Origin of the sequence: Arcticibacter pallidicorallinus (genome assembly GCF_003002875.1) — a bacterium.
Taxonomy (GTDB): Bacteria; Bacteroidota; Bacteroidia; order Sphingobacteriales; family Sphingobacteriaceae; genus Arcticibacter; species Arcticibacter pallidicorallinus.
On record NZ_PVTH01000004.1, the window covers coordinates 379,262 to 403,337 of the forward strand.

Below are 24,076 nucleotides of genomic sequence, written 5' to 3' on the forward strand. Positions count from 1 at the left end.
ATTGTTAGTATTTAAAGACAGATTTAAACAGATCCTTTAATCGACGCAATTGACTGAAAAAACAAAGGCGATTATGTAAGCAGGTTAGCGAATTATTCAACTGAATTGACACTATTCTACATGGAACAGCTGCCGCTGTCTGATATCTGTCGAGGAGCTTCCTATCAGGACTTCAAACTCACCCGGTTCCACAACGGCTTTCATATCGCGATCAAGAAGTTCAAGGTCCTGGGGCTTCAGTTCAAATGTGACAGTTTTTTTCTCTCCCGGAGCAAGGTGAACTCTTTCAAATCCTCTCAGCTGGGAATCGTAGACAACAACACTGCTTAATTTGTCTTTCACATACAGCTGCACTACCTCGTCTCCTTTAACCGTTCCTGTATTGGAAATATCTACCGATACCTTGAAATTTCCTCCGACAGCCTGCTTTTCCGGACTAACCTTTAGGTTATCATAGCCAAAAGTAGTATAGCTCAAGCCGAAGCCGAATGGATACAGCGGCCCGTTAACGCGGGATCTTCCAAATCCGTTATCACCACTGGAAGGCTGATTCGCGTGAGAACCCGGCTTAAAAGGAAAATTAAGCTCAATTTGACCGATAGATTTCGGAAAAGTCACCGGAAGTTTACCACCTGGATTATAGTCACCGAACAGGGATTCAGCAACCGCCTTCGCGCCTTCAGGACCCGGGAACCAAGCTTCAAGAATTGCATCTGCATTTTGGTCGGCCCAGTTGATGGTTAGCGGACGTCCGTTGACAAGCACTACGATAATCGGTTTACCTGTTTTGTGCAAGGCCTCGAGCAACTGCTGCTGACGCCCTGGAAGATCCAGGCTGGTTCTGCTCAGACTCTCTCCCACCCGTTTCTCATCTTCACCAACCACAGCTACGATCACATCCGCGTTCTTTGCTTTCTCAACAGCTGCTGCTATACCCGCATTTTCTTCGTCAGTTAAGGGCGTTGGAACGAGTTCCGTACCCGGCCATCCTTCATTAACAATATCACAGCCTTTGGCATAATCAAACTTTACTTTTTCAGTACCATATGCCTGCAGCGCCTTATAAATAGAAAGCGAAGGATTATTACCGGGGCCGTATCTGCTTACTGTATAGTTGACTTCCTCAGCTAGAGGTCCGGTAACCAATACTTTCATGGCTTTATCCTTACTCAATGGCAACGTCTTAGCCTCATTCTTTAGAAGCACCAATGCCTCCCTGTTAAGCTGATGAGCAAAATCCCGGTCTGCCTGGGTATGTACCAAACGATCCGCTTTGCGCGGATCATCAACCAAAGGCTTGTCGAAAAGCCCCAACCTGAACTTGACGGTCAACACCTCTCTGACGCGCTGGTCGAGCACCTCGGTGGAAACCCTGCCCTCCTTAACCAACTCACGCAGAGGCTCCAGATAAATCTTCGGATCTCTGAAATTCGTCCATACATTCAGACCAGCCTTTAGGGCCTGTTCAATAGCTCCTTTAAAATCCGCAGCAACATGATGCTTAGACGCGATAAATTCAACCGCCTCACTATCCGACACGACATAGCCCTTAAATCCAAACTGATTACGCAGCAACTCCGTCAGGAAATAGTAGCTGCCGGTAACGGGAATCCCGTCCCAATCATTATAGCTGCTCATGACGCCCATAGGGTGGGCTTCTTCAATAACTCTTCTAAAAGGATACAGATACAATTGATGCATTTCACGCGGAGCAACGTGCGGGTCTGTACGTGCGTGGCCGTCCCTTCCCCCTTTTGGAACACTATAAACTGCATAATGCTTTAAGGTTGCAGCTACTCCTTCGGCCTGTATTCCCAAAACCATCTGCTTACCCAACTCAGCAATATGAAAGGGATCCTCTCCATAACATTCTACCACACGTCCCCACCTCGGGTCACGCGCCGGATCCAGGATCGGCGCATAAACATTCGTGTAGCCGAGAACTCTGGCTTCGCGGCCAACGATATGCCCGGCTTTTCCCACCAAATTTTTATTCCATGTACTGCCGATACCGATCGGAGCGCAAAAAGGTGTTGCCTTTTCATGGCACAGCCCGTGAATTCCTTCATTTGTGAAATCGACCGGAATCCCCAGCCTGGTTTCTTCTATGAACCACCTCTGTACGGTGTTTTTAGCCTTTACATGTTTACTGAAAGGATAAGAATAAGAGGTAGCGGCCTTCTTATTGTTGGGCACGCTGTTTAGCTCTTCATCTATGTTGGCAATTCCATCTTTCCAGATTGAACTCTTCCACTCCGGCTTGGGTAGCTCGTCCTGAAGTACACGCCCGTACCCATAAAGCGTAGCCGTCTGGGCGGTCTTCTCGTCCGTGTTCATCTGAGATAACAGATCCTCAACCCGTCTCTCTATACTTTGCGCCGGATCCTCATATATATCTTTCTTCCCATTCTTATTTAAGTCAATCCAACCTTTTTGGTAAATCGACTTCGTTCTATTCTGTGCCATGGAGCCCACCGGGAAATGAGCACCAAGAACGACACTGACAAACAATACTATTCCGCTTGTTCTATTTACAGACATCTGAAAAAATTAGGTTTACTTTGATTACGAAGATCCGGGTTTTCCGAGATCAGAAAGTGCCCCTCAATTGGCTAAATGGTCTGTTATATTGACATCACAACCTGAAAAACCCGGTTTCACATAGCCATTAATCTCAGTCGTTCGTTAACAGAAGTGCTAAAAGATACCCTTTCTCCCTCAACAAATTCGGTCTTGCCATTGCCGCGAACCACCTTGATCTTCCTTCCGGGCCAGGGATTTTCCATTACACAGACCCGGCCCTTTTCACTGTCCAGATCAACGTACTGAATACTCCCTTTTTCCAGTTTACTGCTAACCAGAAACGCCCCATAAGCCCTAAGCGTCTTAAAACTTGCGTCTTTCCGCTTGTTCCAGTTTGGAAACACCCGGATGATACCTTCGTAGCTTTGCATGAGCATTTCATTGATAGTGAGTGGCACAGCAGCAAGTGTCTCAATACCACCACCACCTTGAGTGATCCAGAAATTTGGAAGTGACTGTGCCGAAATTCTTTCTTTCAGATACATCAAAACCGAATCTGCGCTATACCCCACTCGTACTGCTGCCGGAAAACAAGTCTCAATACCGTTTCCTGATGTATTAGCCCAGTCAGCTTTCGAAGCAATATTATCCTTCCAATGAGAAATGTCGCTTAACAGAATCTTATTAAATTCAGCATCTGTTTTCGGGCCGGCTATTCCTCCGGGTAATATCAATCCATGAATCGATACCCTTGAAAGCCCTACAGCCGGTGGATTATCTGAATCAACATTTCGTTCTACGCTTTTAAGCGCCATCCTACCGTTTACCTCTCCGACAGGGGGCTGACTTAAGTGACTCACGATATGTTTCCACTTATCCCGACGTTCAGCATCTACATTCAAGTGTTCACTTACGTCGAGCATTCCCTTGAACAGCATCTTCACAAGACCAATGGATAAGCTGGAATTAAAATCACCTAAGCGATTACGCCATATTCCCTTGTTGCGAATGTTAGGCATAACTTCGTTGAAATGGTCCATATAGATAACATATCGCCCATTTTCAAACTTCAGATACTCTTCCCAAAAGATAGCGCACTGTTGCATATAAGGATAAACACGCTTCGCATAATCGCTGTCATAAGTGCTGTAAAAGCGCATCAGCATATTTCCCACACTGAATACAGCATTGATTTTCTGGCCAAGAAACTTATATCCCCCGTCAATGGTATTTTCTCTCGTGGCATACCTTTTCAACATTTCATCCTCCGTGAGTGGCCAACGGGTTGTCACTAAGCCTTTGGGACCAATTCCTACCGGATAATAAATACCATTTTGTCCGAGTAGATCACGTGCATGCGCCTTTCCCTTTTCCATATAATCCAGGATAGGCTGATCAAAATTATCCGTCAGATCGATCTGGTTAGATGAAAACGCTGCCCAATAAGGAGCCTGGTAATTATAGTTCAGATGATAATCACCACCCCAAAGCGACGAATCCTGAGTAATGAAAGGCCCCCAGATGCCCGGAGCAAATTTGTCCTTCCGTGAGCTGCTTCCCAGAAGATATTGTGACGTATAATAATACTTCTCCAGCATCTTGTCGGGGATCTGAATCTCAGACTTACTCCAGAAATTCGACCACCACTGCTCGTGACTTTCTTTAAGTCGTGCTACCGCCTGTTCATCGATATTCTGAACGTTGCTGATAGCGTGACTTTTCCAATCAACCCGATCATGATTGGTAAACATGCTCAACACAAAGACAACTTTCTTATTGGCTGGCAATTCAACACTTTGCTCAGAAGAAGTTGTTGCGTTTAAAACCTTCATGGCAATTGCCACATGAGAGGGCCATTCCAGCATCGGGGTGTTGGCAAATGATCGTACCGCCCGATACACATCCTTATCTTTCCCATTAGAAACCTCCGATGTATTTCCTTCAGCCGGCCACAAATTAAATTTCAAACGGCTATTTCTGTTAGCGGTCAGCTCAATCAGTACGTTATTACTGGTTGCCGACACGATAGTATTCATCTGTACACGCAACTTACCCTTTCCAAATTCCGCAGCGATACGTGCCTTACCGATCTGCTGTTCGGCACGGTAACTGGCTCCCGCCAAATCACTTATCATGATATCAAACCCTCCGGGAAAAGCTATCCCACCTCCTGGATAAACCGGGTGAGCCCGCCAAAAATCGTTCTTACCCAGATAAAATGTCAAATGATCAGGGTTACCTCCGAGAGTTAATCCTATATCTCCATTTCCCGCTACAGCGGCAGCCGGAACCCTTTTCACCGGCAACTTCGCCGGAGCTGTAGTTAAAACAGCCGAATTTCTGCTCTCATAAGCTGGCTGCGCTTGTAAGCTGGCATACACTCCTGCCAAAAAGATAAGTACGAAAATAAATTTATGATTACGCATATTGGTATAGTTAGTCAGATGCTACGAGAAACTAATTCACCAGAAAGTGAACGATCCTGCATGCTTGGCCTTTTGAAGCGGTATTTTTTGAGTTCTTTATTCTTATCATTAATTGGTGGGGAGTTCCCGCTTTGAGGTCATCCCCAAGCACCAGATACCAGGGCAGATGTAACGACTTGCTCCATGGTGTATAGAGGTCTATCTCCTTGAATGCTCCTCCGTCAATACTGTATTCGATTACCCCAGCGTCCGGACCCGAGTTAACGGCTATACCGACAGCATCCCCCTGGAAGTTAAAATGCAACTCTGCTCCCGCTCCCTCTCCTTCCAACACGGGACGGTTAGAAAAACCTGGCCTCGTACGTGCGCCGTCTTTAGGCTTCCATGCAGGATTTAACTGAAAGCCTTTGATGGATTGAGCCTGACTGACAGGCACGTACCTTCCCGAACAATAGTTCTTCTTCTCCATAGCACGAGGCAGCACATGAGCAGATAATCCACTCGCCGGGAAAACCTTAGATCGAAGCCGCTCGAACAAGTTTTGTATCGATCTGAAATAGACATCCTGGCCAAATGGCGAGGGATGAAGGTTCTTAAAATCTTCCTTCCAGCTAAACTCTTTGTTGTCTATTCTACGAGTCACCTCCTCTGCGAGATTGATAAACGGCAATTTATATTTCGAAGCAATTTCCTGATGAATCCTTACTTCCGGAGGAACCTTTCCCGATCTGTAGTCTTCCATTTTCAGCTCATCCGCAAAAGCCATTAAAATGATGTCTGTATGCGGATTGGATTTTAAGGCCTGCCGCACTATCCCCTCCAGTGCCCGTCTTTGCTGGATTTCCGGAGTACCATTTCCCCGGTCATTTACGGCAGACTCTATAAAAAGAAGATCTACCTTCCCCTTGGCGAGCACGTCTTCCTTAAACCTGAAAGCATGGGGAACGCTGCCAAGAGAAGGAATACCGGCATTCAACAGATTGAAGCTGATATGGGGATAGCTGCTTTTCAGATACTCCCCAACCTGGTCTCTCCACCCGTCATTTTTCGTGATCGACCCGCCGAGAAAGGCCACGTTGATTTCCTTTTCGTGCTTAAGCAGGTAACGAAAATTCCGAAGATCACCGTAATAATGGATAAAGGACCCGAAACCAGTTGAGGTATTGGTTTGAGCCTGAGCCGTACTAAAATAGGCCCAGGAAACAAGTATAGCAGATAAACAAACGGTCTTGATTATGGTCATTACCTTACCGGCTTTAAAATCAGCGACTTTAATTTAAACAACTCCTTGCCTGATCCGACAGGGCGCAAAACGACAGGATAAACCCCTGGTGTTGAAAAAGTGGTAGTAGCCAAAGTATGTTTGATAAACATAAGCGGAGCACTTTTTACAAATTCGGACGTGCGCAGCGTACGGAACAGATACTGCTGATTCTGAATATGCAATGAGCCCTCCAGTTTTGCGCTTTCTTCCGGGCAGCTATACTCCGCTATGATCTGATAGTCTCCGGGATTCAGCACATTCAGCTGAAACGTAATCGCATCTGATGAATCCTGCATGCCCGTCACACATGTCGTGTGCTTCCAATCGCCATAATAATGACTGTATGTAAGTGACCTAACTCTTGTATTGCCCTGCGGTCTCCCAAAAATAGCCTCAACAGAATTGAACTCGAACTGGTTGGATACGCTCACCGGAGCGTTCAAGTCAAGATCTGCCAGCTTGCCGGCATAATTCACTACGCATACTGTCGCCAAATTCGCCGCTTCTCCGGCAGGAAGGGTGATTTCCAAAACATCTCCCCGCTTTTTGAAAGGAACGGACGCCGGTCCACCTAATATGGCGACAGATTTGACGTTAGCATTAAAGCCGGGAATAACCAACTTGCCATCCAGCGGCCTGTTGAGCACATGCAGGTACTGTTTACCGGGTTTAGAAGTCGACACTCCCCAGGGTTGCGCTGGGACGAGACCATATGTCGAACCGTAAATACTCTCCCCGTTCCTGGCAAGCCACTTCCCGGTCTCCCTTAAGAACTTCTCCGAATACTCCGGAATCTTACCCGTACCATCAGGGCCTACATTGAGCATCAGGTTACCACCCTTTGAAGCTACCTGTGCCAACAGATGCACAATTTCCCGCGGAGTTTTGAAGTTCATATCATGGTTAATATACCCCCATGAGTCATTGTGCGTATAAATAGATTCCCAGGCCCCTTTGATAGGTGTCGCCGGAATCTCCGAGTCACCATAATCCCGGTAGTCGCCCAAACCATGACCCACTCTGCTGCTAAACAAACTATTAGGCTGCAGCTTGCGAAGTCCCTTGATAAAATCGTTTGTTTGCTCCTTTGTTAGTCCGCCCGGCGTATCAAACCATACAATCCCAAGGGGACCGTAGTTAGTCATCAGCTCCTTAAGCTGCGGAATCGCCTTGTTATTATAATATTGCTGGTAATCTTTCTTGCTCTCGTCAAAATCCCAGGTATTCTTACCACCGTTAGGTTCATACCAGTCCTGAAACTGCGAATAATAAAAGCCGAACTGAATTCCTCTCTTACGTGTAGACTCCGCTAAAGCCTTCATCGGATCCTTTTTATATGGCGTCGCTTCTACAATATCAAAGTCTGTAACCTTCGAGTCATACATAGAGAATCCCTCATGATGCTTAGCTGTAATCACCATATACTTGATCCCGGCGTCTTCAGCAAGCTGAGCCCATTTCTCTGCATCAAAATTAGTCGGATTAAACGTTGCCGCTTCTTTACTGTATTCCGCAATCGGAATTCTAGCCTGGTTCATAATCCACTCCCCGCTTCCGTAATAACGTTTACCCTTCCACTCACCTGCAAGCTTGGAGTATAAACCCCAATGAATAAACATGCCAAACTTTGCATCTTTGAACCAGCCAATGTTCGGATGCTCCTGATCAGAAGACCGGCTGTCCCACATTTCATCCATCGTTTGACTATTGGCCTGTAAAACGCTGCCTGATAAAAACAAGGCGAGTAAAAATTTATTTGCTACTGATCTCATACAAATGTTAGTCTAAATTGATTTGTCGATACTTACTTACGGAAGCATCCAGTCCGGCTGTCGAATGATAGCCGCTTGCTCTGAAAACGAACTGATAGGGTTTATACAAAGTCGCGCTTGCCGGCTCTGTACGCTCTAGCTTGCGGTATGATTTCCAGGCCTGATCGTACCTGTATATGGACTTTTTTATCTGAGCGGTATCATACTTGCCTGTCTTGTCTCCTACGAAGCCAAGAGCCATCACATTCCAGCCTTCAGCAATGATCTCATGCAGTAAACGCCCATATCGGGAAGAGGTCCGGATATATTTCTCGTCGTCTTTTGATGTGATTTTTATTTTCCGGCTTAAGGCTTCTATTTCAGACCATAGCTTCAAGGCCTCATACTTCTCCTTTACGGCTTTTTCAAGTAAAGAGCTGGAGTAAAGTTTCTCAAATGCCGAGCGCAGGATGGGACCATCAGTCCCGCTAAGAAACTCATCCCTCGTCCACCATACCCATCTGTCGTTCCACTCCAGCGTGGCGCTGTTATGACCTCTCAGCACGGCCTTTGCCGACAAAAGACAAAGCTCCCTAAACATCTTCCTGCTACTAAGGGACACGCCGTTCTCGACCATAAACTGTTCGAAGATCTGCTCTTCAGAAGCGCCGGGACTCATCATCCACCGGCTGATCACGAACGCGTTCAATCGGGGCCAAAACTCGTTGGTAATAAAGGGACCAACCCAGCCACCACCCCTGCTCCAGGTCCACACACCTTGCATATTAGGATGGTCCTTAATCTCTGCAAGTCCCTTGTGTCCGGACTGGGGTCTGTTTGATGCGAACTCCTCGAATCCATTTATCACACCTTCGGCAATGTAATTGGGGTAAGCGCCCTTACCTTCGTATTCACGCTGACATTGGATTTCTATAATTTGAGGATGCTTACCCAGTGTAAGCGTAGGATTAAAATCGAATGTCCGGTGGAAGTCTCCCTTTGTATGTTTTATCGAAAATATCAGGTTGGGATGAGGGATGATCTGATTGGTTACTGATAAATAGACCTCAGGTTTTTCATGCATACCGGCCGACAACCAGGTGCGGTAGAAGACCTTCTTATTACGCTTGATGGCAACTTCGTCTTTTAGAAAATTAATGAGGTTTACATGGCTATCAACACCCCGGGTGATGGGGTTATTACCCGTATGGTACGGGACGTTGTTCAAATAGGTCTCACCTGTACGAATGACCAATCCGTCCAGATCCGGAAACTTCTCGAACAGCTCGGCCAGCATGATTCGATGAATTTCAACTGTCTTGGGGCGGTCAAAAGTTATTTTCCCGTCTTTGTCAACAATCTCATCCCGATAGATTTCTTCAAGCTTTTTTGGTACAACGACAATGTCAGTAAAATAATATACCTTCAAACCGGCCTTCTTTGCCCTGGATATATTGTTTCTTACACGCTCAGCTGCAGCCATAACCCAGGCCCGTTCTTTACTTCCGGCCGGGAAGATATCACGATTCAAGCTATCAAACGTTAAAGCAGCGTGTGCAAATGTGAAGTCATTTACAACAATACCGTTATAACCGTACGTTTTTAGATACTCGGGGTCGCTGAAAGCTGTCTCGGTTAATGGTTCACCAGGGTTGTGGTGAACCATATCCATGATGAATGGCTGTACCGTTTGAGCTTTGCTAATCCGAAAACCGCAAACTACAAAACAAAATACCAGTAAAACTTTTAGTAAATCTTTTCGGATCATTTCTTAATTACCTCAGTCAACCAAAATTAACTGATGCGGTAACGGAAATTCTCTCTATAAATGGCTATTGATTCAACTAATTCAGCTTTGTCGGCTTTCTATTCTTTCTCAATTTTGTACAACCTACCTTGATCAGTAACCGCATACAAGGCACCATCCAGGCCTTGAGTAACATCCCGGAACCGCTGATTTTCTCCCGTCAGCAACCGTTCCTCTCCCGTAACCTTATTGTTTTCGATTACCAGACGAACGATATGCATACCACTTAAGGCACCGATAAAAAGGTTATTTCGCCACTCTGGAATACGATCACTACTATAAAACGTCATGCCACTCGGCGACACTACCGGATCCCAATAGTACACAGGCTGCACCAAGCCCTCTTTTTGGTAAATACCCTCACCCACACGCTCTCCGCTATATTCAATTCCGTAGGTTATTGTAGGCCAGCCATAATTAGCACCGGCTTCAACTCTGTTAATCTCATCCCCTCCTCTAGGACCATGCTCGCTTTCCCACAGGTCGCCGGTTACCGGATGAATCGCCAATCCCTGCGGGTTTCGGTGTCCAATAGAATACAGCTCCGGCCTTGCGCCAGCTTGACCCATGAAAGGATTACCCGAAACGGGCTGCCCGTCTTTATTGATCCTGACTATTTTCCCCAATCCCGAACTAACAGACTGCGATTGTGGCCTGGTCTCCAGATCAGAACGTTCACCTGTACTAGCCAGCAGGTTCCCGCTGCGGTCAAAGATGACCCTGCCCCCGTAATGAAGCGATCCCTCGTAAGCAGGTGTTGCACGGTAAATGACAGTCACGTTCTCCAATGCACGGTCATCAGCCGACAATCGCCCCTTAGCTATAGCAGTGAGGTTGCCGGGTTCTGAGAATGACCAATAAACCATCCTGTTAGATGCAAAATCCGGATCAAGGCACAATCCAAGCAAACCACCTTGCCCTGAAGCATTAACCTTGGGCACACCGGATATAGGCTCACTCAAAGTTCCGGCAGAACTAACAATTCGCAAACGTCCGGGTTTCTCCGTCACTAAGAACCTTCCGTCTGGCAGCGAGACAATGCCCCATGGGTTTGCAAGAGATGATGTAATAACCGTCGCTTTATACGCAGTTTTGGTTTTTACACCGTTTATCCGCGTCTGCCCTTCAAACGCAGGCTTGTACTTTGTATTCGGAGGATTAGTTTCTACAGGCGATGTCGTTAATCCCGGAGTTGATGCTTCCGGTGTGGATGAGTCTGTAGAACTGACCTTTTTTTCGGAACATGATATTAATACTGGTATAAGTCCAGCAATCAGGATAATACTCTTAAACTTCAGGATGCTAATCATAACTTATCTTTTAGTCGGGCTATCTGGTTGTAAATACCTGTGAATGTTCATTTTTGTTCTGTAAATTATCGATGAACAATCAGATACTTTGAGTCTTGTGTGCAGTTTCAGATTACAATCTTGAGTAAAAGATATAAAACTTCTTTTCCAAATGTAGCTTTTTACATTCGGTTGATACTAATTGCTAAAATAAGATAAGGTTCCAAATGGAAGATAAACTGGAAGACGCATTTATCAGGCAGATCAACCAAAATATAGGTATCGCACATAAGGTCTGCAATCTTTACTTTAACGACAGTCAGGATCGTGAGGATTTGATACAGGAAATGTTATATCAGCTATGGAGAGGGTACCCGGGTTTTCAAGGGAATGCCAAGTTTTCAACATGGATGTATAAAGTATGTCTTAACACAGCTTTAACTAACCTAAGAAGGAGTAAACGAACCAAAAGTGAATCCATCTCGGATGCACATAATCAAATACCTGATGAATCGACCGGCGAGCAAGAGCGGGATATATCTATGCTTCATAAATTATTGGACAAACTGTCTCCATTAAATAAATCTATAGTCCTGCTCTATCTGGAAGATCTTCAATACGATGAGATCTCCGGTATTACGGGTCTTTCCAGAGCAAACATCAGCGTTCGACTAGTAAGAATTAAGAACGAGTTAAGAAAATTTAAACAACATAATTTGTAAGAACATGGAAGAGCTACGGAAAAACTGGGCGGAAGACAGCACCGCGTCTCGCTATACTTCTCATTTAGATAAAGCTTCATTGCATAAAATATTAAGGCTGAGAGCTAATAAGCAGATGAAAATAAATATGCAATATTTCTGGGCGTCATTTGCCCTGCAAGTTATCGTTTACAGCTATCTTACACACGTCATCATAAAACACTGGAATGACTCATTGCTGATCTTTGTAGGTATCCTTTGTATACTCATATATATACCCTTTACAATCATATTACTGAAAAAGTTCAAGAAAATAGCAAGTCTGCGATCTGGCGACCAGCATGCTGCAGGCCTCCCCATTCAAGAGTATATACAAAAGCACCAGAGACTTTTGTCGAGCTTTTACAAATTCAAAAGCACATACGAAATCATGCTGGTAATATTGAGTACGGCGATAATGACCTGGATGGTTTTTAGAATTTACATTCCGGGTGGTGTAATTGCTCATCCCGCAGGTGCATCGTTCATTTTCATCACGTCACTTCTCTGCTGCACCGTTGCCATTCATGCAGAAAACAAAAAACACTTTAAGGATCCCTTGACGGAGTTACAAAAGCTTTTGAATGAATTTAAGCAGTAAACAATTAGCTTTCAGATTCATCTTCATTAAAGGTTATGCTCCTGGGATGAGGAATTCGTGATTCAATGTAGTCTGCCAGCAGATCCAACAGCTCCTCATCGAGTCCGGCTGCGTTCTGACAGACATGTAAATAGTTCTGCCTGTCCGGTTCAAAACTGGCTACGTAGGTACCATCTTTATAAACCCGGTATTTGCATCGTTCATCGTCATAGTGCGGATATTCACCAACCTCGAACTCATGTATTTTCTCCGCATAGTCGACTTTAATTGAGAAGTTTTCCATGCAGATAAAACGACGTTGCTAACGTATTGTTTAGGGCCGAAGTAACTCCGAAGCGCTTTTTATCCGCTATCTTCGCAAAGCCTAAATCATTAGTGGCAAGCACAACAGACCGTATGAAACCAATAAATAAAATACACACGACAAACTACTTTGACACATTTATTGAAGTAGCTGATGACTGTAAAGTTTCGGCAGGACGAATCCCCGAAGTTAAGAATGACAAAAAAACTGTCGCTTCCATGCAATTTGAACTCTTATCTAAAAATCCTTACAAATACACTTCTGACGACGTTTTATTTCAAGTGTTTGCCGAAAAAAATGAAGTAACGGAAAGCGACTACAAGTCTGCAAGGGAGCACTTTTTTTCAAAAGGACAACCCTGTTTCCGAGCTTCGCCACTAACCAAACAATTTGGGTGGGGTGTTCATTGCGACAAAAACGGAAAAGTTGCACTTTGCGGAATGGAGACAGATAAATATAAAAGCTTCGTTGCTGACCCAACAATAAAAAAAGTAAAAGCAATGCGGACGTCAAAAAAATGACGGAGTAAACAAGTTCACGCCAGTATCTTTTATAGACCTATAGTTTTGGATTCTTGCTTTCGCTAATCTCATTGTTACTTGGTTTATATGGTTAGAAATTAATTGTCTATCAGTGAAATACCTACTCTAACAGTATGCGGCTTAAAATATTTTTTTTATTTCGGCAATATTGGCAGTAATTATAGAGGTATTACAAACACTAACTCTCTTCAACTGCACTAATATCTTTTAACTTTAAACATCTACTAGCAATAAAGGAGATAAAAGTCTCCAAGATAAAGTGATGCCTTACGATCAGATGCCTAATTCAATTCATTAGAACGCGTATTGAGCTAGCTTGTATAGACTTGCAAATGAACATTACCGACAGTATGTAAATAATGCGCCGTTGTTCCTAGTATCTGAAGTATATCCGCAGATGCCCCCGCTTTAGCCAAGCCTGGTTGTACGATGTTTATATGAAAGCGAAGTTCTTTAGTCCATTTGGCTGCATTAAGCAAATATTCCATTTCATCCTCTGTGCCTTTTACCAACCTCGGACACTGCTGTCCATTCCGTGTCTTCATCTTTCGCTTGAACAAGTGCTCAAAAAATTCCTTGCCTGGACGATACTTCCAGTTCAGAGATTTCTGTGCCTGTCCACAGACTTGATAAAAATTTTCAATGTTGTTTCCGATCTGACCATTTCTGGCATATTTCAAATGATAAAGGTGAATGTCGATATGATTCGCAGAATCATTGATACCGATAATATCAGCAATTTCGCCACTACCATCGTCATCATAGATTATTTCATATTGGTTCCTGATCTGTTCAATAAACTTATACTGAATAGAATCCTGCAAATATGGGTGAATTCCCTGCGATTCATGTGAGAGATTTACACCAGGCCACTGTTGACTGATGATTTGATCCAATGGAATATGATCTGCATGCTTCCTCAGTTTCACATATTGGTTTTGCATAAGTTGACTACCATCTGCAAACCAGAAAAGTGGTGTCATATCCTTAAGATAGTCAACCAATTGCTCAGTTTTCGAACCGCTAATGATCTCTGCAGGGATGTTACCTATTTGTAGTATGTCAAAACTCGGTACAGGCTCTCCATTTAATTGCGCTACTCCGAGCACCAACTCAAATTCAACGGTATGTAACTCACTGGAGATAGAAAAGCGGAGATGGTCGCCTTGATGATCAACTATATCTATATTTAACTCCCAAAGATATGATCTAATCCCATTTAAATATATTTGATATCTGCTCTCCGAAAACTTGTACATTTCGGGATTCCAGTCCACTGCAATAGGTGTGACAATTGGTTTGGAGGTAATAGTTTCAACTTGTAGTGTATGCTCCAATACTGTATTAGGGTTAATATCAGCGTTATTGATAATATCTCCCACAGTTCTACACCAAGCAGTAAGCTCCTGGAGATTACCTCTTAGGTACGACCATACCTTTCCCTTAACTGAACATCCTAATGAGACTTTGTTTCCGTCTTTGTAACCTACCCCGAAGATGTTATTTTTGATTAGAGTACCTTGTTCAAGCATATGCAAACCATCTTGCACACCTTTTCCATAAAAGGATTGGAAGCTAATGTCACCGGGTACACCTTTTCTAGCACCTACATTAAACAGTGATAGTCTGTATACTTCATGAAAAATACGAAATACGTTCCTTCCGGTAATTTTTACTTGATTACCTTCAAATATCTCATCCACCAATGTTTCAGAAGAAAAATTCTTAATGGATGTATTGACAAAAATCCGGTTAATTTCTGGACGTAAATCCCAAAAAACCACAATCATATCCCAAGTAAGGTCCTGAACCGTATCAAATTCCCCCCATTCAACTCTAACTACTTTACCCAAAATAATAACCAAAGTATTCTGTTCTGCGTTATAATCCGAATACTGGTGATCATAGGTATTAAGATTATTAATGCCCTCTCTCCAATTGTTCGGATGCCAAGTATCACCATCATTTTTATAGACAATAGTACTTAGTGCTGGGCTAATGTTCTGGAACGGTATTATTGAATCTTCTAAATGATTAAATCCGTCCAAAAAGTTCTTAAAGTCTATTTGTTTTTGCTCAGCCCCTTCACTCAGCATAGGTAATAGGAGATTCCAATCGGCATCCTTTGCATAGAGCTGATCAAGTTCATCTTTAATAGGAGGATAAGCCATATTAGTAATGAAACTTGCATTTCCTAACTCATTATAACTTGTTCTTGTAAAGCGTCCAATGAATTGCAAAGTAATAGGTATACTTTGACGTTCATCGTGAATAGCACCAATCTTAAGTTCCGGAAGGTCAAATCCCTCTCCTAACATATCAACGCAGATAATGATAGAATGTTCTTTGGCTTTAATAGCCTTTATGGTGTTTTTAGTCCAGGTTTGTTATTATGTACTACAACCGGGTTAAGATCAGCATGCGGTGAATAGTACTGGAAGACCTCTTCCGCTCTATCCTTAGTCATACATCTGGCTAATATGATGTGTGGGTATCCATTTTCGATGTCTGATCTAAGTGTAGATACTGCTTTATCAGCAATCATTTTATCTGCTTTAGAGCGGTCATATTCTCTTATTGGCAGAAATTTGATCTCTTTATAATAACGCTGTTCCTGAGCCTTTCGAAGTGGAAAATTAAAAATAAACTTTCCCTTAAGCCTTTTCCCATCGTTCCTATAAGGCGTGGCGGTAAAAAGAAATACTTTATGCTTAGCAAAACGCGAAATAAAATCCTGCCAGGTAGTCGCTTCAGAATGATGTGCCTCATCAACATAAAGATTCGAAAATTTCTCTGACATTAACGCTTTTTGTTCTTGGGTAGCACCAGAGGCTATAGCCATCGTAGTAATGACTACATTAGATCGAGATATAAATTCTTCCAGGTCTTCAAGAGTGCTCACTCCTGAAGTTAAAATTCCCACATGTGGGTTGATGGCTTCATTCCCTACTACACCAAAGCGTTTTAATAAACCATAAGTCAGAAATTTTTCAAAAAGCTGTGTACGCAATGAATGAGAGGGAACAGTAACTAATAATTTAATTGCTGGGGTTGCAACCATTGAACAGATCATGGTTTCTGTTTTTCCAGTTCCAGTAGGCATAACTACTATACCAATATCATCACCACTATATTGGTGCGCCAGAATAGAATGTATAGCCCCAAGCTGTGGGGTACGCAGGCCATCAGTGTTATTTTCGGTATCTTCCTTAATAAAATTGAAACTCTCCGACCATGATGCAGTAACTTCTTGTGGCGTCGATTGCGTAATCGATGGGTGTTTAAGCCATTCTATCAAATTCAAATTCTCAGCTTCAAAATCCCTTTTTGTAGGGACCCTTGAAGATAATAACACATAGAAATGGTCTTCAGAAACAAAATCTCTATTCGTAGTAATTACAAAACGCCTATCCCCACTGTTGATTATAAACGGGTCTCTACTCTCTAAAATGCAGTTTTCAAGAACAGAGTTTTCACCGCAATATTGGATGATCTTATTGCCTCCAGTATTATACAGTATATTGAGGACTTTTGGAAGTTTTGTATTGATCATGGAGCTTAAATAGATACTTACTAATATATAGATATTCTGACACTTACAGACTGATTCAGTAAATGTAAAGCCTTATTTATGTAACACATTACGGATTCCCGTAGGATGCATGTTAAATAAATTTATACCTACTAGAGTATTTCCCAACCCAATATATCGTAATCTTGCCAAGATTTGGCAAATGCCCATCGCTGTATAATCATTGCAAGAAAATTAAATTATGAAAACAGCAATTTTATACCTCCGTGTAAGTACAGATGAACAGGGATTGAGGGGTTATTCATTAAGAGCTCAGCAGGAGATGTAAGTAACTACTGCAAACTGCATGGCATTAGCATTTTAAAAATTTTCACAGAAGACCATTCTGCAAAATCCTTCAAACGACCAGAATGGATGAAGCTCACTACCTATTTGCGTAAACACCTGTCGGATTTCCTCCTCTTTACAAAATGAGATAGATTTAGCCGCAATACCTGTGATACTTATCAGGTGTTGGCAAACCTAAAAAGGATGGGAACTAACCCACAGGCAGTAGAGCAGCCATTGGATTTAAATGTTCCTGAGAACAAATTAATGCTTGCATTGTACTTGGCTATACCGGAAATCGAAAATGATCGACGAAGCCTTAATACTCAAATGGGCATGAGGAGGGCCAAAAAGGAGGGAAATTGGTCTGGCAGGGCACCATTGGGATATAAAAACAAGACATACGAAGACGGCAAGAAATATATTGCACCAGAGGAGCCATACGCTTCCGCCATCAGGTGGGCGTTTCAAGAGCTTTCTTTAGGTATGTCTTCAATGGCGGAAGTTCATAGAAAGGCGTTTAAACTTGGCCTTACCTGTAGCATCAATAACTTTCATTCGCTTGTACGAAATTGGATCTATTGTGGAAAAATCAGGGTTCGCGAAATAGATGGAGAAGAAGAACACATCATAAAAGGGCTGCATGAACCATTGATAACCGAAAGGCTCTTTGACAAAGTTCAAAATGTATTGAAAGGAGATGTTAAACCTAAAAAATCTGCAATTGCTACGCCAGAAGATCTACCGCTTCGAGGTTTTTTGAGATGCCCTAATTGCCACAGAATGCTTACAGGAAGTGCATCTAAGGGTCGTAAAACTTATGTTGCTTATTACCATTGTAAATCGCCATGCAAAGTAAGGTTCAATGCCAATCAGGTAAACCAGAATTTCATCAAAGAATTAAAACTCTTCAGGATTGCCAAAAGAGATCAGCCAAAATTCTTACAAGAAATTATAAGCACTTATAACGAAGTGAGAAAAACGGCTTCCGCCATGAGACAGGACTATATAGATGAATTGCATATACTAGACTATCAGAGTATTAATGCTAGAGAACTTTTGCTCGCCGGAAAGATCGAACCATCTGATTTTAAAAACCTAAAAATGCATTATGACAGCAAAGTACGAGCAATAAATCTTAAGCTAACAGCACTTAAAGAGCGATTTGAACCTAAAATCAATATTCAACCTCTGGTGATCAATGCGATAAAAACGCTCTGTTATCTTCCTCGTCTTTATCAAACAGCCACGATTGAAGACAAAAGATACCTAGTAGAGACAATTTTTATTGGAATGTTAATTTATGACAAAGATGGGTATCGAACCATGAATATTAACTCGATTGCAGAGATAACCTATCTGGAAACAAAGAGTTACGGGCAAAAAAAAATGGGGCAAAAATCTCGTTTAAAGACTTTGCCCCATAAAGGGTGGAATATGGGGCTCGAACCCACGACCTCCTGAACCACAATCAGGCGCTCTAACCGACTGAGCTAAAACCACCGTGCTTTATTATGCTGCAAAAATAACTCAAAAATCACATTATGCAAATTTTAAATTTACTATTTCATTAACTCCCTAATTCTGAACGCAATGATTTTAAACCTTCTCTCCCTTCCCCACTATTCTCCTTTATCTTGCTATTTTTGCCAGCTCTAAAACCCCTCTGCAACATGATCGAGATCTTTACTGACGGTGCTTCTAGTGGTAACCCCGGACCGGGAGGCTACGGTGTGGTGCTCAGATCAGGCCCTCACTACAAGGAACTGTCGGCAGGTTTCAGGAAAACAACCAATAACAGGATGGAGCTTTTGGCGGTTATTGTGGGACTGGAAGCGCTGACTAAGCCGGGACAAGAGGTTGTCATCTACTCCGACTCCAAATATGTTGTCGATGCGGTAGAGAAGAGATGGGTGTTTGGTTGGGTGAGCAAGGGCTTCGCAGGCAAGAAAAACAAAGACCTGTGGATGCGCTTCCTGCAGATATACAAGCAGCATAAAGTACGCTTTCAGTGGGTTAAGGGCCACGCCGGACATCCTGAAAACGAACGCTGCGACCGTTTGGCGGTCGCAGCAGCTCAACAAAAAGATAAATTATTAGTAGATACCTTTTTCGAGGCAGAGGCATTATAATTCTGAGCTTTCGACTTCTTTGGGAGCTAGTTCCGGACAATATTCCCGCATAAACTCTTCCACTTTAAGCACCATGTTCTCTGATCCCAGGAATATGGGCGAACGCTGATGAAGCGATTCGACTTCCGTGTCCAGAATTCGCTTAAAGCCGTTTGTAGCCCGTCCTCCGGCCTGCTCAATAATAAAAGCCATTGGATTTCCTTCATACACCAGCCTCAACTTCCCGTTTGGCGCACTCGCCGTACTCGGATAGATGAATATACCTCCTTTGAGCAGATTGCGATGTAAGTCGGCAACCATCGAACCTATATAGCGCGAAGAATATGGCCTGTTTGTCGAAGCGTCTTCTTCCTGACAGTATTTAAGATACTTTTTCACACCTTGAGGAAAATGAACATAGTTTCCTTCATTTAGTGAATAGATATAGCCGTCCTTTGGCATGCTCATATCCGGATGGGAAAGACAAAACTCGCCAATAGAAGGATCGAGTGTAAAGCCGTTAACGCCTTTTCCTGTGGTGTAGACCAACATCGTTGACGATCCATAAACGACATAGCCGGCAGCAACCTGCTCCGTACCGTTCTGAAGTGCATCTTTAAGCTGCGCCGGTCCATCTGTAGAAAGCCTGCGATAAATAGAAAAAATGGTTCCTACAGAAACATTAACATCAATGTTGGATGAGCCGTCTAAAGGGTCGATTGCGACAATGTACTTGGCATTGGGAGATACTTCCGAATTGATGTAGATAGGTTCATCATTTTCTTCGGAAACTACAATACAGCACTCCCCGCCTACTGTAAGCGCAGAGATAAACTGCTCATTAGCGAACACGTCAAGCTTTTTCTGCGACTCGCCGTGACTGTTCTGAGTACCTACTTCACCAAGAATGTCTACCAGACCTGCTTTATTTACCTCACGATTCACAATTTTTGAGGCAATTCCAATATCCCTTAACAGGCGGGACAGCTCACCCTTTGCATAGGGAAAGTCTTTTTGTTTTTCAATAATAAACTGGCCTAACGTTTTAACTACCGACATACTTAGTGTATTTTATACATTATCTATTTCCTAATTCTATGATCTCTAAGTTAGAAATATTTTCCTCAGAAACGCTGAATCTTAACATAGAACGCACTTTATGCCATCCTTGTTTTCCCGCAGCACCGGGATTTAAGTGTAAAGTACCGATCTTTTTATCAAAGATAACTTTTAGGATATGGGAGTGTCCGCAGATGAAAAGTTTGGGAGGATTATTGTATAATTCTGTGCGGATCCTTGCGTCATATTTTCCCGGATACCCACCAATGTGCGTCATCCACACATCCACACCCTCACACATAAAACGCAGATCCAGCGGGTGACAAATCCGCACATCCTTACCATCAATATTCCCGTAAACTCCCCGAAGTGGCTTAAAAGCCGCCAATTTATCAGCAAGTTCAATGTTGCCAAAATCACCCGCATGCCAAATTTCGTCGCACTGATCGAAATGTTTAAAAACCGCATCATCCAGAAACCCGTGGGTATCTGAAAGTAGTCCGATCCGTTTCATATTATGATTCTAAAAAATGATTAAAAAGTCGCGAAGCAGCTCCTTATATGCTTTTGTATATATTTTTGGTGCCTCATAAATAATCAATGAGGCTGTATCTTTTTTTTTCTGCTTCCTGGAAAAAACAAGGACCTCCCGGTGTGGTAAGTCGGCTTCGAAAGATTTAACTTCCGTACTTCCTGTTAGATGAAAACCCATGCTTACCGCAATGTTCCTGGTTTTATCGGCTGCTTCTGTAGGTAATATCAGCCATAGTTCTCCTTCCAAACGAAGATGTTTTTCTGCAAACTGCATCAAGGCGTCAAAGAACCCTTCTTCCGCATGCCTGGCCAGCTTCTTCTGGTGATCAGGGTTTTTTAGCGAGTTCAGGAAAAAAGGCGGATTGCTCACAATCATGTTGTACGCCGGAGCTTCCGGCTGTGTGCTATAGTCCTGAAAGGAACCTTCTATCAGGCACAGCCGATCGGCGAAGGGCGACGATACGAAGTTTCCCCGCGCGGCCTCTGCTGCGGAAGGATCTATTTCGACGGCGTCGACTTTGGACTTCGGAAAACGCTGCGCCAGCATAAGCGAAATAACGCCAGTCCCCGCCCCGATATCCAGAATCCTTTCCGGCCCTGGTACTGTAGCCAGGGCTCCTAGCAATACTCCGTCGGTGTTGATTTTCATGCCGCAACCGGATTGGTCGACACTGAATTGTTTAAAGCGGAAGATGTTCTTCATCTATTTCTGGTGAACTTGCCGGTACAGACTGATCTCCAAATGTAAGAATTTCTATAATTGATGATCAGCCCCCTTAAAGAAAACCGGTCATCCGAACGGACAAAGAACAAGCCAGCAGAAACGTTTCTGATGCGAACCCACGCTTACCGCAAGTTTTTTAGATAATAGTGACTATTTTGAGTTGAATTTTACATTAACCCCTCCTAAACCCGACAAACCGACATTAACGCATACCTTTTGTCATACAACATCATTAATTTCATATTTTATTAGTTTTTTAGCTAGATTATATAAATATTTGAGCCCAACACGAATATTTTATTTAAATATTTTTAAAAAACAACATTAAATCATGTCAAGTCTTAGATTCCAGGCATTAAATGCCGTTCTAACCAGGACTGTTCCTGAGGTCACTTCGCCGTCCCCAAAAATTTCAGATTACTTCGCTTCTCTCGTTTTTGACAAACGTAAAATGAAAGAGTATCTTTCTAAAGATGCTTTTGCAAGCGTAGACAATTCGATCATCAACGGAGAAAGAATTGACCGCGAGGTTGCAGAACAAGTTGCTTCTGCAATGAAGGCCTGGGCTATGAGCGTGGGTGTTACACATTATACGCATTGGTTTCAACCCCTTACTGGAACTACGGCTGAAAAACATGATTCTTTCTTTGAGCCAACCGGTGACGGCTTTGGAATTGAGAAATTCTCTGGCGAAGCTCTAGCTCAGCAGGAACCTGATGCTTCCAGCTTCCCTAACGGTGGTATCCGTACCACTTTCGAAGCAAGAGGTTATACCGCATGGGATCCTTCTTCTCCTGCGTTTATCATGGGCAAAACGCTTTGCATTCCAACGGTTTTCATCTCTTACACAGGCGAATCACTGGATTATAAGGCTCCTTTACTAAAAGCAATTTCTGCACTTGACAGAGCTGCTGTATCTGTTGCTCAATACTTCGATAAGGGCATTGAGAAAGTTTCTGTTTCTTTGGGTATTGAGCAGGAATATTTCCTTGTTGACCTGTCCTTGTTCAATGCAAGACCAGACCTATATACTACCGGAAGAGCGCTATTTGGCCACATGTCTGCTAAAAATCAGCAGCTGGAAGATCATTATTTCGGATCTATTCCTGAGCGTGTGCTTGCTTTCATGCAGGACTTTGAAACGGAGTCGTTAAAACTGGGTATTCCTTTAAAAACCCGTCATAATGAGGTTGCCCCATCTCAGTTTGAGTGTGCTCCTTTATACGAGGAAATGAACCTGGCGATCGACCATAACCAGCTATTAATGGACTTAATGGATAAGGTTGCCCGTCGTCATCACTTCAAGGTTTTACTACATGAGAAACCGTTCGCCGGAGTAAATGGCTCAGGTAAGCACAATAACTGGTCGCTGATTACCAACACCGGCAAGAATCTGCTTGCTCCCGGAAAAACTCCGAAGAACAATCTGATGTTCCTTACCTTCTTCGTAAACACGATCAGAGCGGTTTATGAGCATGCTGACCTGTTACGCGCTTCTATCGCCTCGGTTAGCAACGACCACCGTCTTGGTGCGAACGAAGCTCCTCCTGCGATCATCTCCATTTTCCTGGGTACTCAGCTGAATGAAGTTCTTGACGAGATCGAGACTTCTCGTGTAACGAGCAAAATGAAGCAGGAGCCTGCTTTATGGACGCACATCCCTAAGGTTCCTCAGATCTTACTTGACAATACCGACCGTAACCGTACTTCTCCTTTCGCCTTTACGGGTAATAAGTTTGAATTACGTGCAGTAGGTTCTATGGCAAATTCTGCTAATCCGATGACTATTTTGAACACTATCGTTGCTGAGCAACTTGGCAAGTTCAAAGTAGAGGTGGATAAATTGCTTAAGAAAGGCGAGAAAAAAGATGTGGCGTTGATGACTGTCATCAAACGTTATATCAAAGAATCTAAAGCGATTCGTTTCGAAGGAAACGGCTACAGTGACGAGTGGGCTGAAGAAGCTGAAAAAAGAGGTCTTTCTAACATCAAGACTACTCCTAAGGCTCTAGACGTACTGATTACCGAAAAAACAACCCGCTTATTTGAAGAAGCTGGTGTTTATACACAGCGTGAGAGTCATGCAAGACATGAAATCCTCTTGGAAAGCTTCTTTAAGAAATTACAGATTGAAGCAAGGGTGATGGGCGAAATGGTAAACAGTGTGATCATCCCTGCCGCAGTAAGCTACCAGACTACTCTGATCGATAATGTTAAGGGTCTTAAAGATCTTGGATTGGACGAAGAGTCGTACGCGGCGCAAATGGAGATCATCAAAAAGATTTCCTACCATGTGAACTTTATTAAGTCGAACACGACAATCATGATTAACGAGCGTAAGAAAGCGAACGTTATTGAAGATTCACGTGAAAAGGCAATCGCTTATGACGAAAACGTTAAATCATACTTCGACCCTATCCGCTACCATGTAAACAAGCTGGAGAAAATCGTTGCTGACAGCGTTTGGCCACTCCCTAAATTGAGCGAGTTGCTATTCATTAAGTAATTTTCTTTTTGCAAATATCCGAAGGGGTGTATCACG

Annotated in this window: 18 protein-coding genes, 1 tRNA gene and 1 pseudogene; 7 read left to right on the forward strand and 13 right to left on the reverse strand. The window is 43.2% G+C overall.

Features of this window, described 5'->3' with window-relative positions; translation table 11 throughout:
• Window positions 1–111 precede the first annotated feature (111 nt).
• The 6 genes from B0I27_RS08840 to B0I27_RS08865 form a co-directional block, all read right to left on the reverse strand.
• Complete coding sequence (locus tag B0I27_RS08840) at window positions 112–2,541, reverse strand: glycoside hydrolase family 3 C-terminal domain-containing protein (protein WP_106292869.1); 2,430 nt, start codon at window positions 2,539–2,541, stop codon at window positions 112–114.
• 116 nt (window positions 2,542–2,657) lie between these two features.
• Window positions 2,658–4,949 carry a glycosyl hydrolase family 95 catalytic domain-containing protein gene (locus B0I27_RS08845; RefSeq protein ID WP_106292870.1) on the reverse strand — a complete coding sequence of 764 codons (2,292 nt, stop codon included), beginning with the start codon at window positions 4,947–4,949 and terminating at the stop codon, window positions 2,658–2,660.
• Between the two features lie 31 nt (window positions 4,950–4,980).
• Window positions 4,981–6,192: an SGNH/GDSL hydrolase family protein gene (locus tag B0I27_RS08850; RefSeq protein ID WP_106292871.1), complete on the reverse strand. Its 1,212-nt coding sequence runs from the start codon at window positions 6,190–6,192 to the stop codon at window positions 4,981–4,983.
• Window positions 6,192–7,985, reverse strand: a complete 1,794-nt coding sequence (locus tag B0I27_RS08855; protein WP_106292872.1) for an alpha-L-fucosidase — start codon at window positions 7,983–7,985, stop codon at window positions 6,192–6,194. Before B0I27_RS08855 ends, B0I27_RS08850 begins: the two co-directional genes overlap by 1 nt.
• A gap of 7 nt (window positions 7,986–7,992) precedes the next feature.
• Window positions 7,993–9,636 carry a hypothetical protein gene (locus tag B0I27_RS08860; protein ID WP_219904998.1) on the reverse strand — a complete coding sequence of 548 codons (1,644 nt, stop codon included), beginning with the start codon at window positions 9,634–9,636 and terminating at the stop codon, window positions 7,993–7,995.
• Between the two features lie 194 nt (window positions 9,637–9,830).
• Window positions 9,831–11,081, reverse strand: a complete 1,251-nt coding sequence (locus B0I27_RS08865; RefSeq protein WP_106292873.1) for a PQQ-dependent sugar dehydrogenase — start codon at window positions 11,079–11,081, stop codon at window positions 9,831–9,833.
• 206 nt (window positions 11,082–11,287) lie between these two features.
• Between B0I27_RS08865 and B0I27_RS08870 the strand changes: the two genes are divergently transcribed.
• Window positions 11,288–11,782, forward strand: a complete 495-nt coding sequence (locus B0I27_RS08870; RefSeq protein ID WP_106292874.1) for an RNA polymerase sigma factor — start codon at window positions 11,288–11,290, stop codon at window positions 11,780–11,782.
• A 4-nt stretch (window positions 11,783–11,786) separates the two neighbouring features.
• The gene (locus B0I27_RS08875) at window positions 11,787–12,401 is read left to right on the forward strand and encodes a hypothetical protein (RefSeq protein WP_106292875.1); all 615 of its coding nucleotides are present in this window, start codon (window positions 11,787–11,789) and stop codon (window positions 12,399–12,401) included.
• A 4-nt stretch (window positions 12,402–12,405) separates the two neighbouring features.
• On the opposite strand, the gene B0I27_RS08880 is transcribed toward B0I27_RS08875, so the two are convergent.
• Window positions 12,406–12,684 (reverse strand): hypothetical protein, encoded by a 279-nt coding sequence (locus tag B0I27_RS08880; RefSeq protein WP_106292876.1) that lies wholly within the window; start codon window positions 12,682–12,684, stop codon window positions 12,406–12,408.
• 113 nt (window positions 12,685–12,797) lie between these two features.
• Here B0I27_RS08880 and B0I27_RS08885 point away from each other — a divergent pair, with 113 nt between their 5' ends.
• Window positions 12,798–13,226 (forward strand): DUF6157 family protein, encoded by a 429-nt coding sequence (locus tag B0I27_RS08885; protein WP_106292877.1) that lies wholly within the window; start codon window positions 12,798–12,800, stop codon window positions 13,224–13,226.
• Between the two features lie 332 nt (window positions 13,227–13,558).
• On the opposite strand, the gene B0I27_RS17645 is transcribed toward B0I27_RS08885, so the two are convergent.
• Window positions 13,559–15,565 carry a hypothetical protein gene (locus tag B0I27_RS17645; protein ID WP_219904999.1) on the reverse strand — a complete coding sequence of 669 codons (2,007 nt, stop codon included), beginning with the start codon at window positions 15,563–15,565 and terminating at the stop codon, window positions 13,559–13,561.
• A 44-nt stretch (window positions 15,566–15,609) separates the two neighbouring features.
• A complete protein-coding gene (locus tag B0I27_RS17650; protein WP_219905000.1) occupies window positions 15,610–16,800 on the reverse strand; it encodes a DEAD/DEAH box helicase in 1,191 nt (396 codons plus the stop codon).
• Between the two features lie 465 nt (window positions 16,801–17,265).
• On the opposite strand from B0I27_RS17650, the pseudogene B0I27_RS17810 reads away from it, so the two are divergent.
• A pseudogene (locus B0I27_RS17810) lies at window positions 17,266–17,460 on the forward strand (recombinase family protein); the annotation flags it as partial.
• Window positions 17,437–18,570 carry a recombinase family protein gene (locus B0I27_RS08895; protein WP_342751873.1) on the forward strand — a complete coding sequence of 378 codons (1,134 nt, stop codon included), beginning with the start codon at window positions 17,437–17,439 and terminating at the stop codon, window positions 18,568–18,570. The pseudogene B0I27_RS17810 and the gene B0I27_RS08895, both read left to right, overlap by 24 nt.
• On the opposite strand, the gene B0I27_RS08900 is transcribed toward B0I27_RS08895, so the two are convergent.
• Window positions 18,535–18,610, reverse strand: a tRNA-His gene (locus B0I27_RS08900). The genes B0I27_RS08895 and B0I27_RS08900 overlap by 36 nt on opposite strands.
• A gap of 169 nt (window positions 18,611–18,779) precedes the next feature.
• Here B0I27_RS08900 and rnhA point away from each other — a divergent pair.
• Window positions 18,780–19,238 carry a ribonuclease HI gene (rnhA, locus tag B0I27_RS08905; protein ID WP_106292879.1) on the forward strand — a complete coding sequence of 153 codons (459 nt, stop codon included), beginning with the start codon at window positions 18,780–18,782 and terminating at the stop codon, window positions 19,236–19,238.
• Here the strand turns inward: rnhA and fbp are convergent.
• Genes fbp through B0I27_RS08920 form a run of 3 tightly spaced genes read right to left on the reverse strand, consistent with a single transcriptional unit; the run spans window position 19,233 to window position 21,513 of the window.
• Complete coding sequence (gene fbp / locus B0I27_RS08910) at window positions 19,233–20,276, reverse strand: class 1 fructose-bisphosphatase (RefSeq protein ID WP_106292880.1); 1,044 nt, start codon at window positions 20,274–20,276, stop codon at window positions 19,233–19,235. The genes rnhA and fbp overlap by 6 nt on opposite strands.
• Window positions 20,277–20,295: 19 nt before the next feature.
• Window positions 20,296–20,790, reverse strand: a complete 495-nt coding sequence (locus B0I27_RS08915; RefSeq protein WP_106292881.1) for a metallophosphoesterase family protein — start codon at window positions 20,788–20,790, stop codon at window positions 20,296–20,298.
• A 9-nt stretch (window positions 20,791–20,799) separates the two neighbouring features.
• Window positions 20,800–21,513 (reverse strand): tRNA1(Val) (adenine(37)-N6)-methyltransferase, encoded by a 714-nt coding sequence (locus tag B0I27_RS08920; protein WP_106292882.1) that lies wholly within the window; start codon window positions 21,511–21,513, stop codon window positions 20,800–20,802.
• A 352-nt stretch (window positions 21,514–21,865) separates the two neighbouring features.
• On the opposite strand from B0I27_RS08920, the gene B0I27_RS08925 reads away from it, so the two are divergent.
• Window positions 21,866–24,040, forward strand: a complete 2,175-nt coding sequence (locus tag B0I27_RS08925) for a glutamine synthetase III family protein (protein WP_106292883.1) — start codon at window positions 21,866–21,868, stop codon at window positions 24,038–24,040.
• The last annotated feature ends 36 nt before the right edge of the window (window positions 24,041–24,076 follow it).

What these genes read in the sequence shown, in the direction of transcription:
- B0I27_RS08840 (WP_106292869.1), bottom strand. Translation starts at nt 2,541, where the DNA reads ATGTCTGTAAATAGAACAAGCGGAATAGTATTGTTTGTCAGTGTCGTT.
- B0I27_RS08845 (WP_106292870.1), bottom strand. Translation starts at nt 4,949, where the DNA reads ATGCGTAATCATAAATTTATTTTCGTACTTATCTTTTTGGCAGGAGTG.
- B0I27_RS08850 (WP_106292871.1), bottom strand. Translation starts at nt 6,192, where the DNA reads ATGACCATAATCAAGACCGTTTGTTTATCTGCTATACTTGTTTCCTGG.
- B0I27_RS08855 (WP_106292872.1), bottom strand. Translation starts at nt 7,985, where the DNA reads ATGAGATCAGTAGCAAATAAATTTTTACTCGCCTTGTTTTTATCAGGC.
- B0I27_RS08860 (WP_219904998.1), bottom strand. Translation starts at nt 9,636, where the DNA reads ATGGATATGGTTCACCACAACCCTGGTGAACCATTAACCGAGACAGCT.
- B0I27_RS08865 (WP_106292873.1), bottom strand. Translation starts at nt 11,081, where the DNA reads ATGATTAGCATCCTGAAGTTTAAGAGTATTATCCTGATTGCTGGACTT.
- B0I27_RS08870 (WP_106292874.1), top strand. Translation starts at nt 11,288, where the DNA reads ATGGAAGATAAACTGGAAGACGCATTTATCAGGCAGATCAACCAAAAT.
- B0I27_RS08875 (WP_106292875.1), top strand. Translation starts at nt 11,787, where the DNA reads ATGGAAGAGCTACGGAAAAACTGGGCGGAAGACAGCACCGCGTCTCGC.
- B0I27_RS08880 (WP_106292876.1), bottom strand. Translation starts at nt 12,684, where the DNA reads ATGGAAAACTTCTCAATTAAAGTCGACTATGCGGAGAAAATACATGAG.
- B0I27_RS08885 (WP_106292877.1), top strand. Translation starts at nt 12,798, where the DNA reads ATGAAACCAATAAATAAAATACACACGACAAACTACTTTGACACATTT.
- B0I27_RS17645 (WP_219904999.1), bottom strand. Translation starts at nt 15,565, where the DNA reads ATGTTAGGAGAGGGATTTGACCTTCCGGAACTTAAGATTGGTGCTATT.
- B0I27_RS17650 (WP_219905000.1), bottom strand. Translation starts at nt 16,800, where the DNA reads ATGATCAATACAAAACTTCCAAAAGTCCTCAATATACTGTATAATACT.
- B0I27_RS08895 (WP_342751873.1), top strand. Translation starts at nt 17,437, where the DNA reads ATGGGCATGAGGAGGGCCAAAAAGGAGGGAAATTGGTCTGGCAGGGCA.
- rnhA (WP_106292879.1), top strand. Translation starts at nt 18,780, where the DNA reads ATGATCGAGATCTTTACTGACGGTGCTTCTAGTGGTAACCCCGGACCG.
- fbp (WP_106292880.1), bottom strand. Translation starts at nt 20,276, where the DNA reads ATGTCGGTAGTTAAAACGTTAGGCCAGTTTATTATTGAAAAACAAAAA.
- B0I27_RS08915 (WP_106292881.1), bottom strand. Translation starts at nt 20,790, where the DNA reads ATGAAACGGATCGGACTACTTTCAGATACCCACGGGTTTCTGGATGAT.
- B0I27_RS08920 (WP_106292882.1), bottom strand. Translation starts at nt 21,513, where the DNA reads ATGAAGAACATCTTCCGCTTTAAACAATTCAGTGTCGACCAATCCGGT.
- B0I27_RS08925 (WP_106292883.1), top strand. Translation starts at nt 21,866, where the DNA reads ATGTCAAGTCTTAGATTCCAGGCATTAAATGCCGTTCTAACCAGGACT.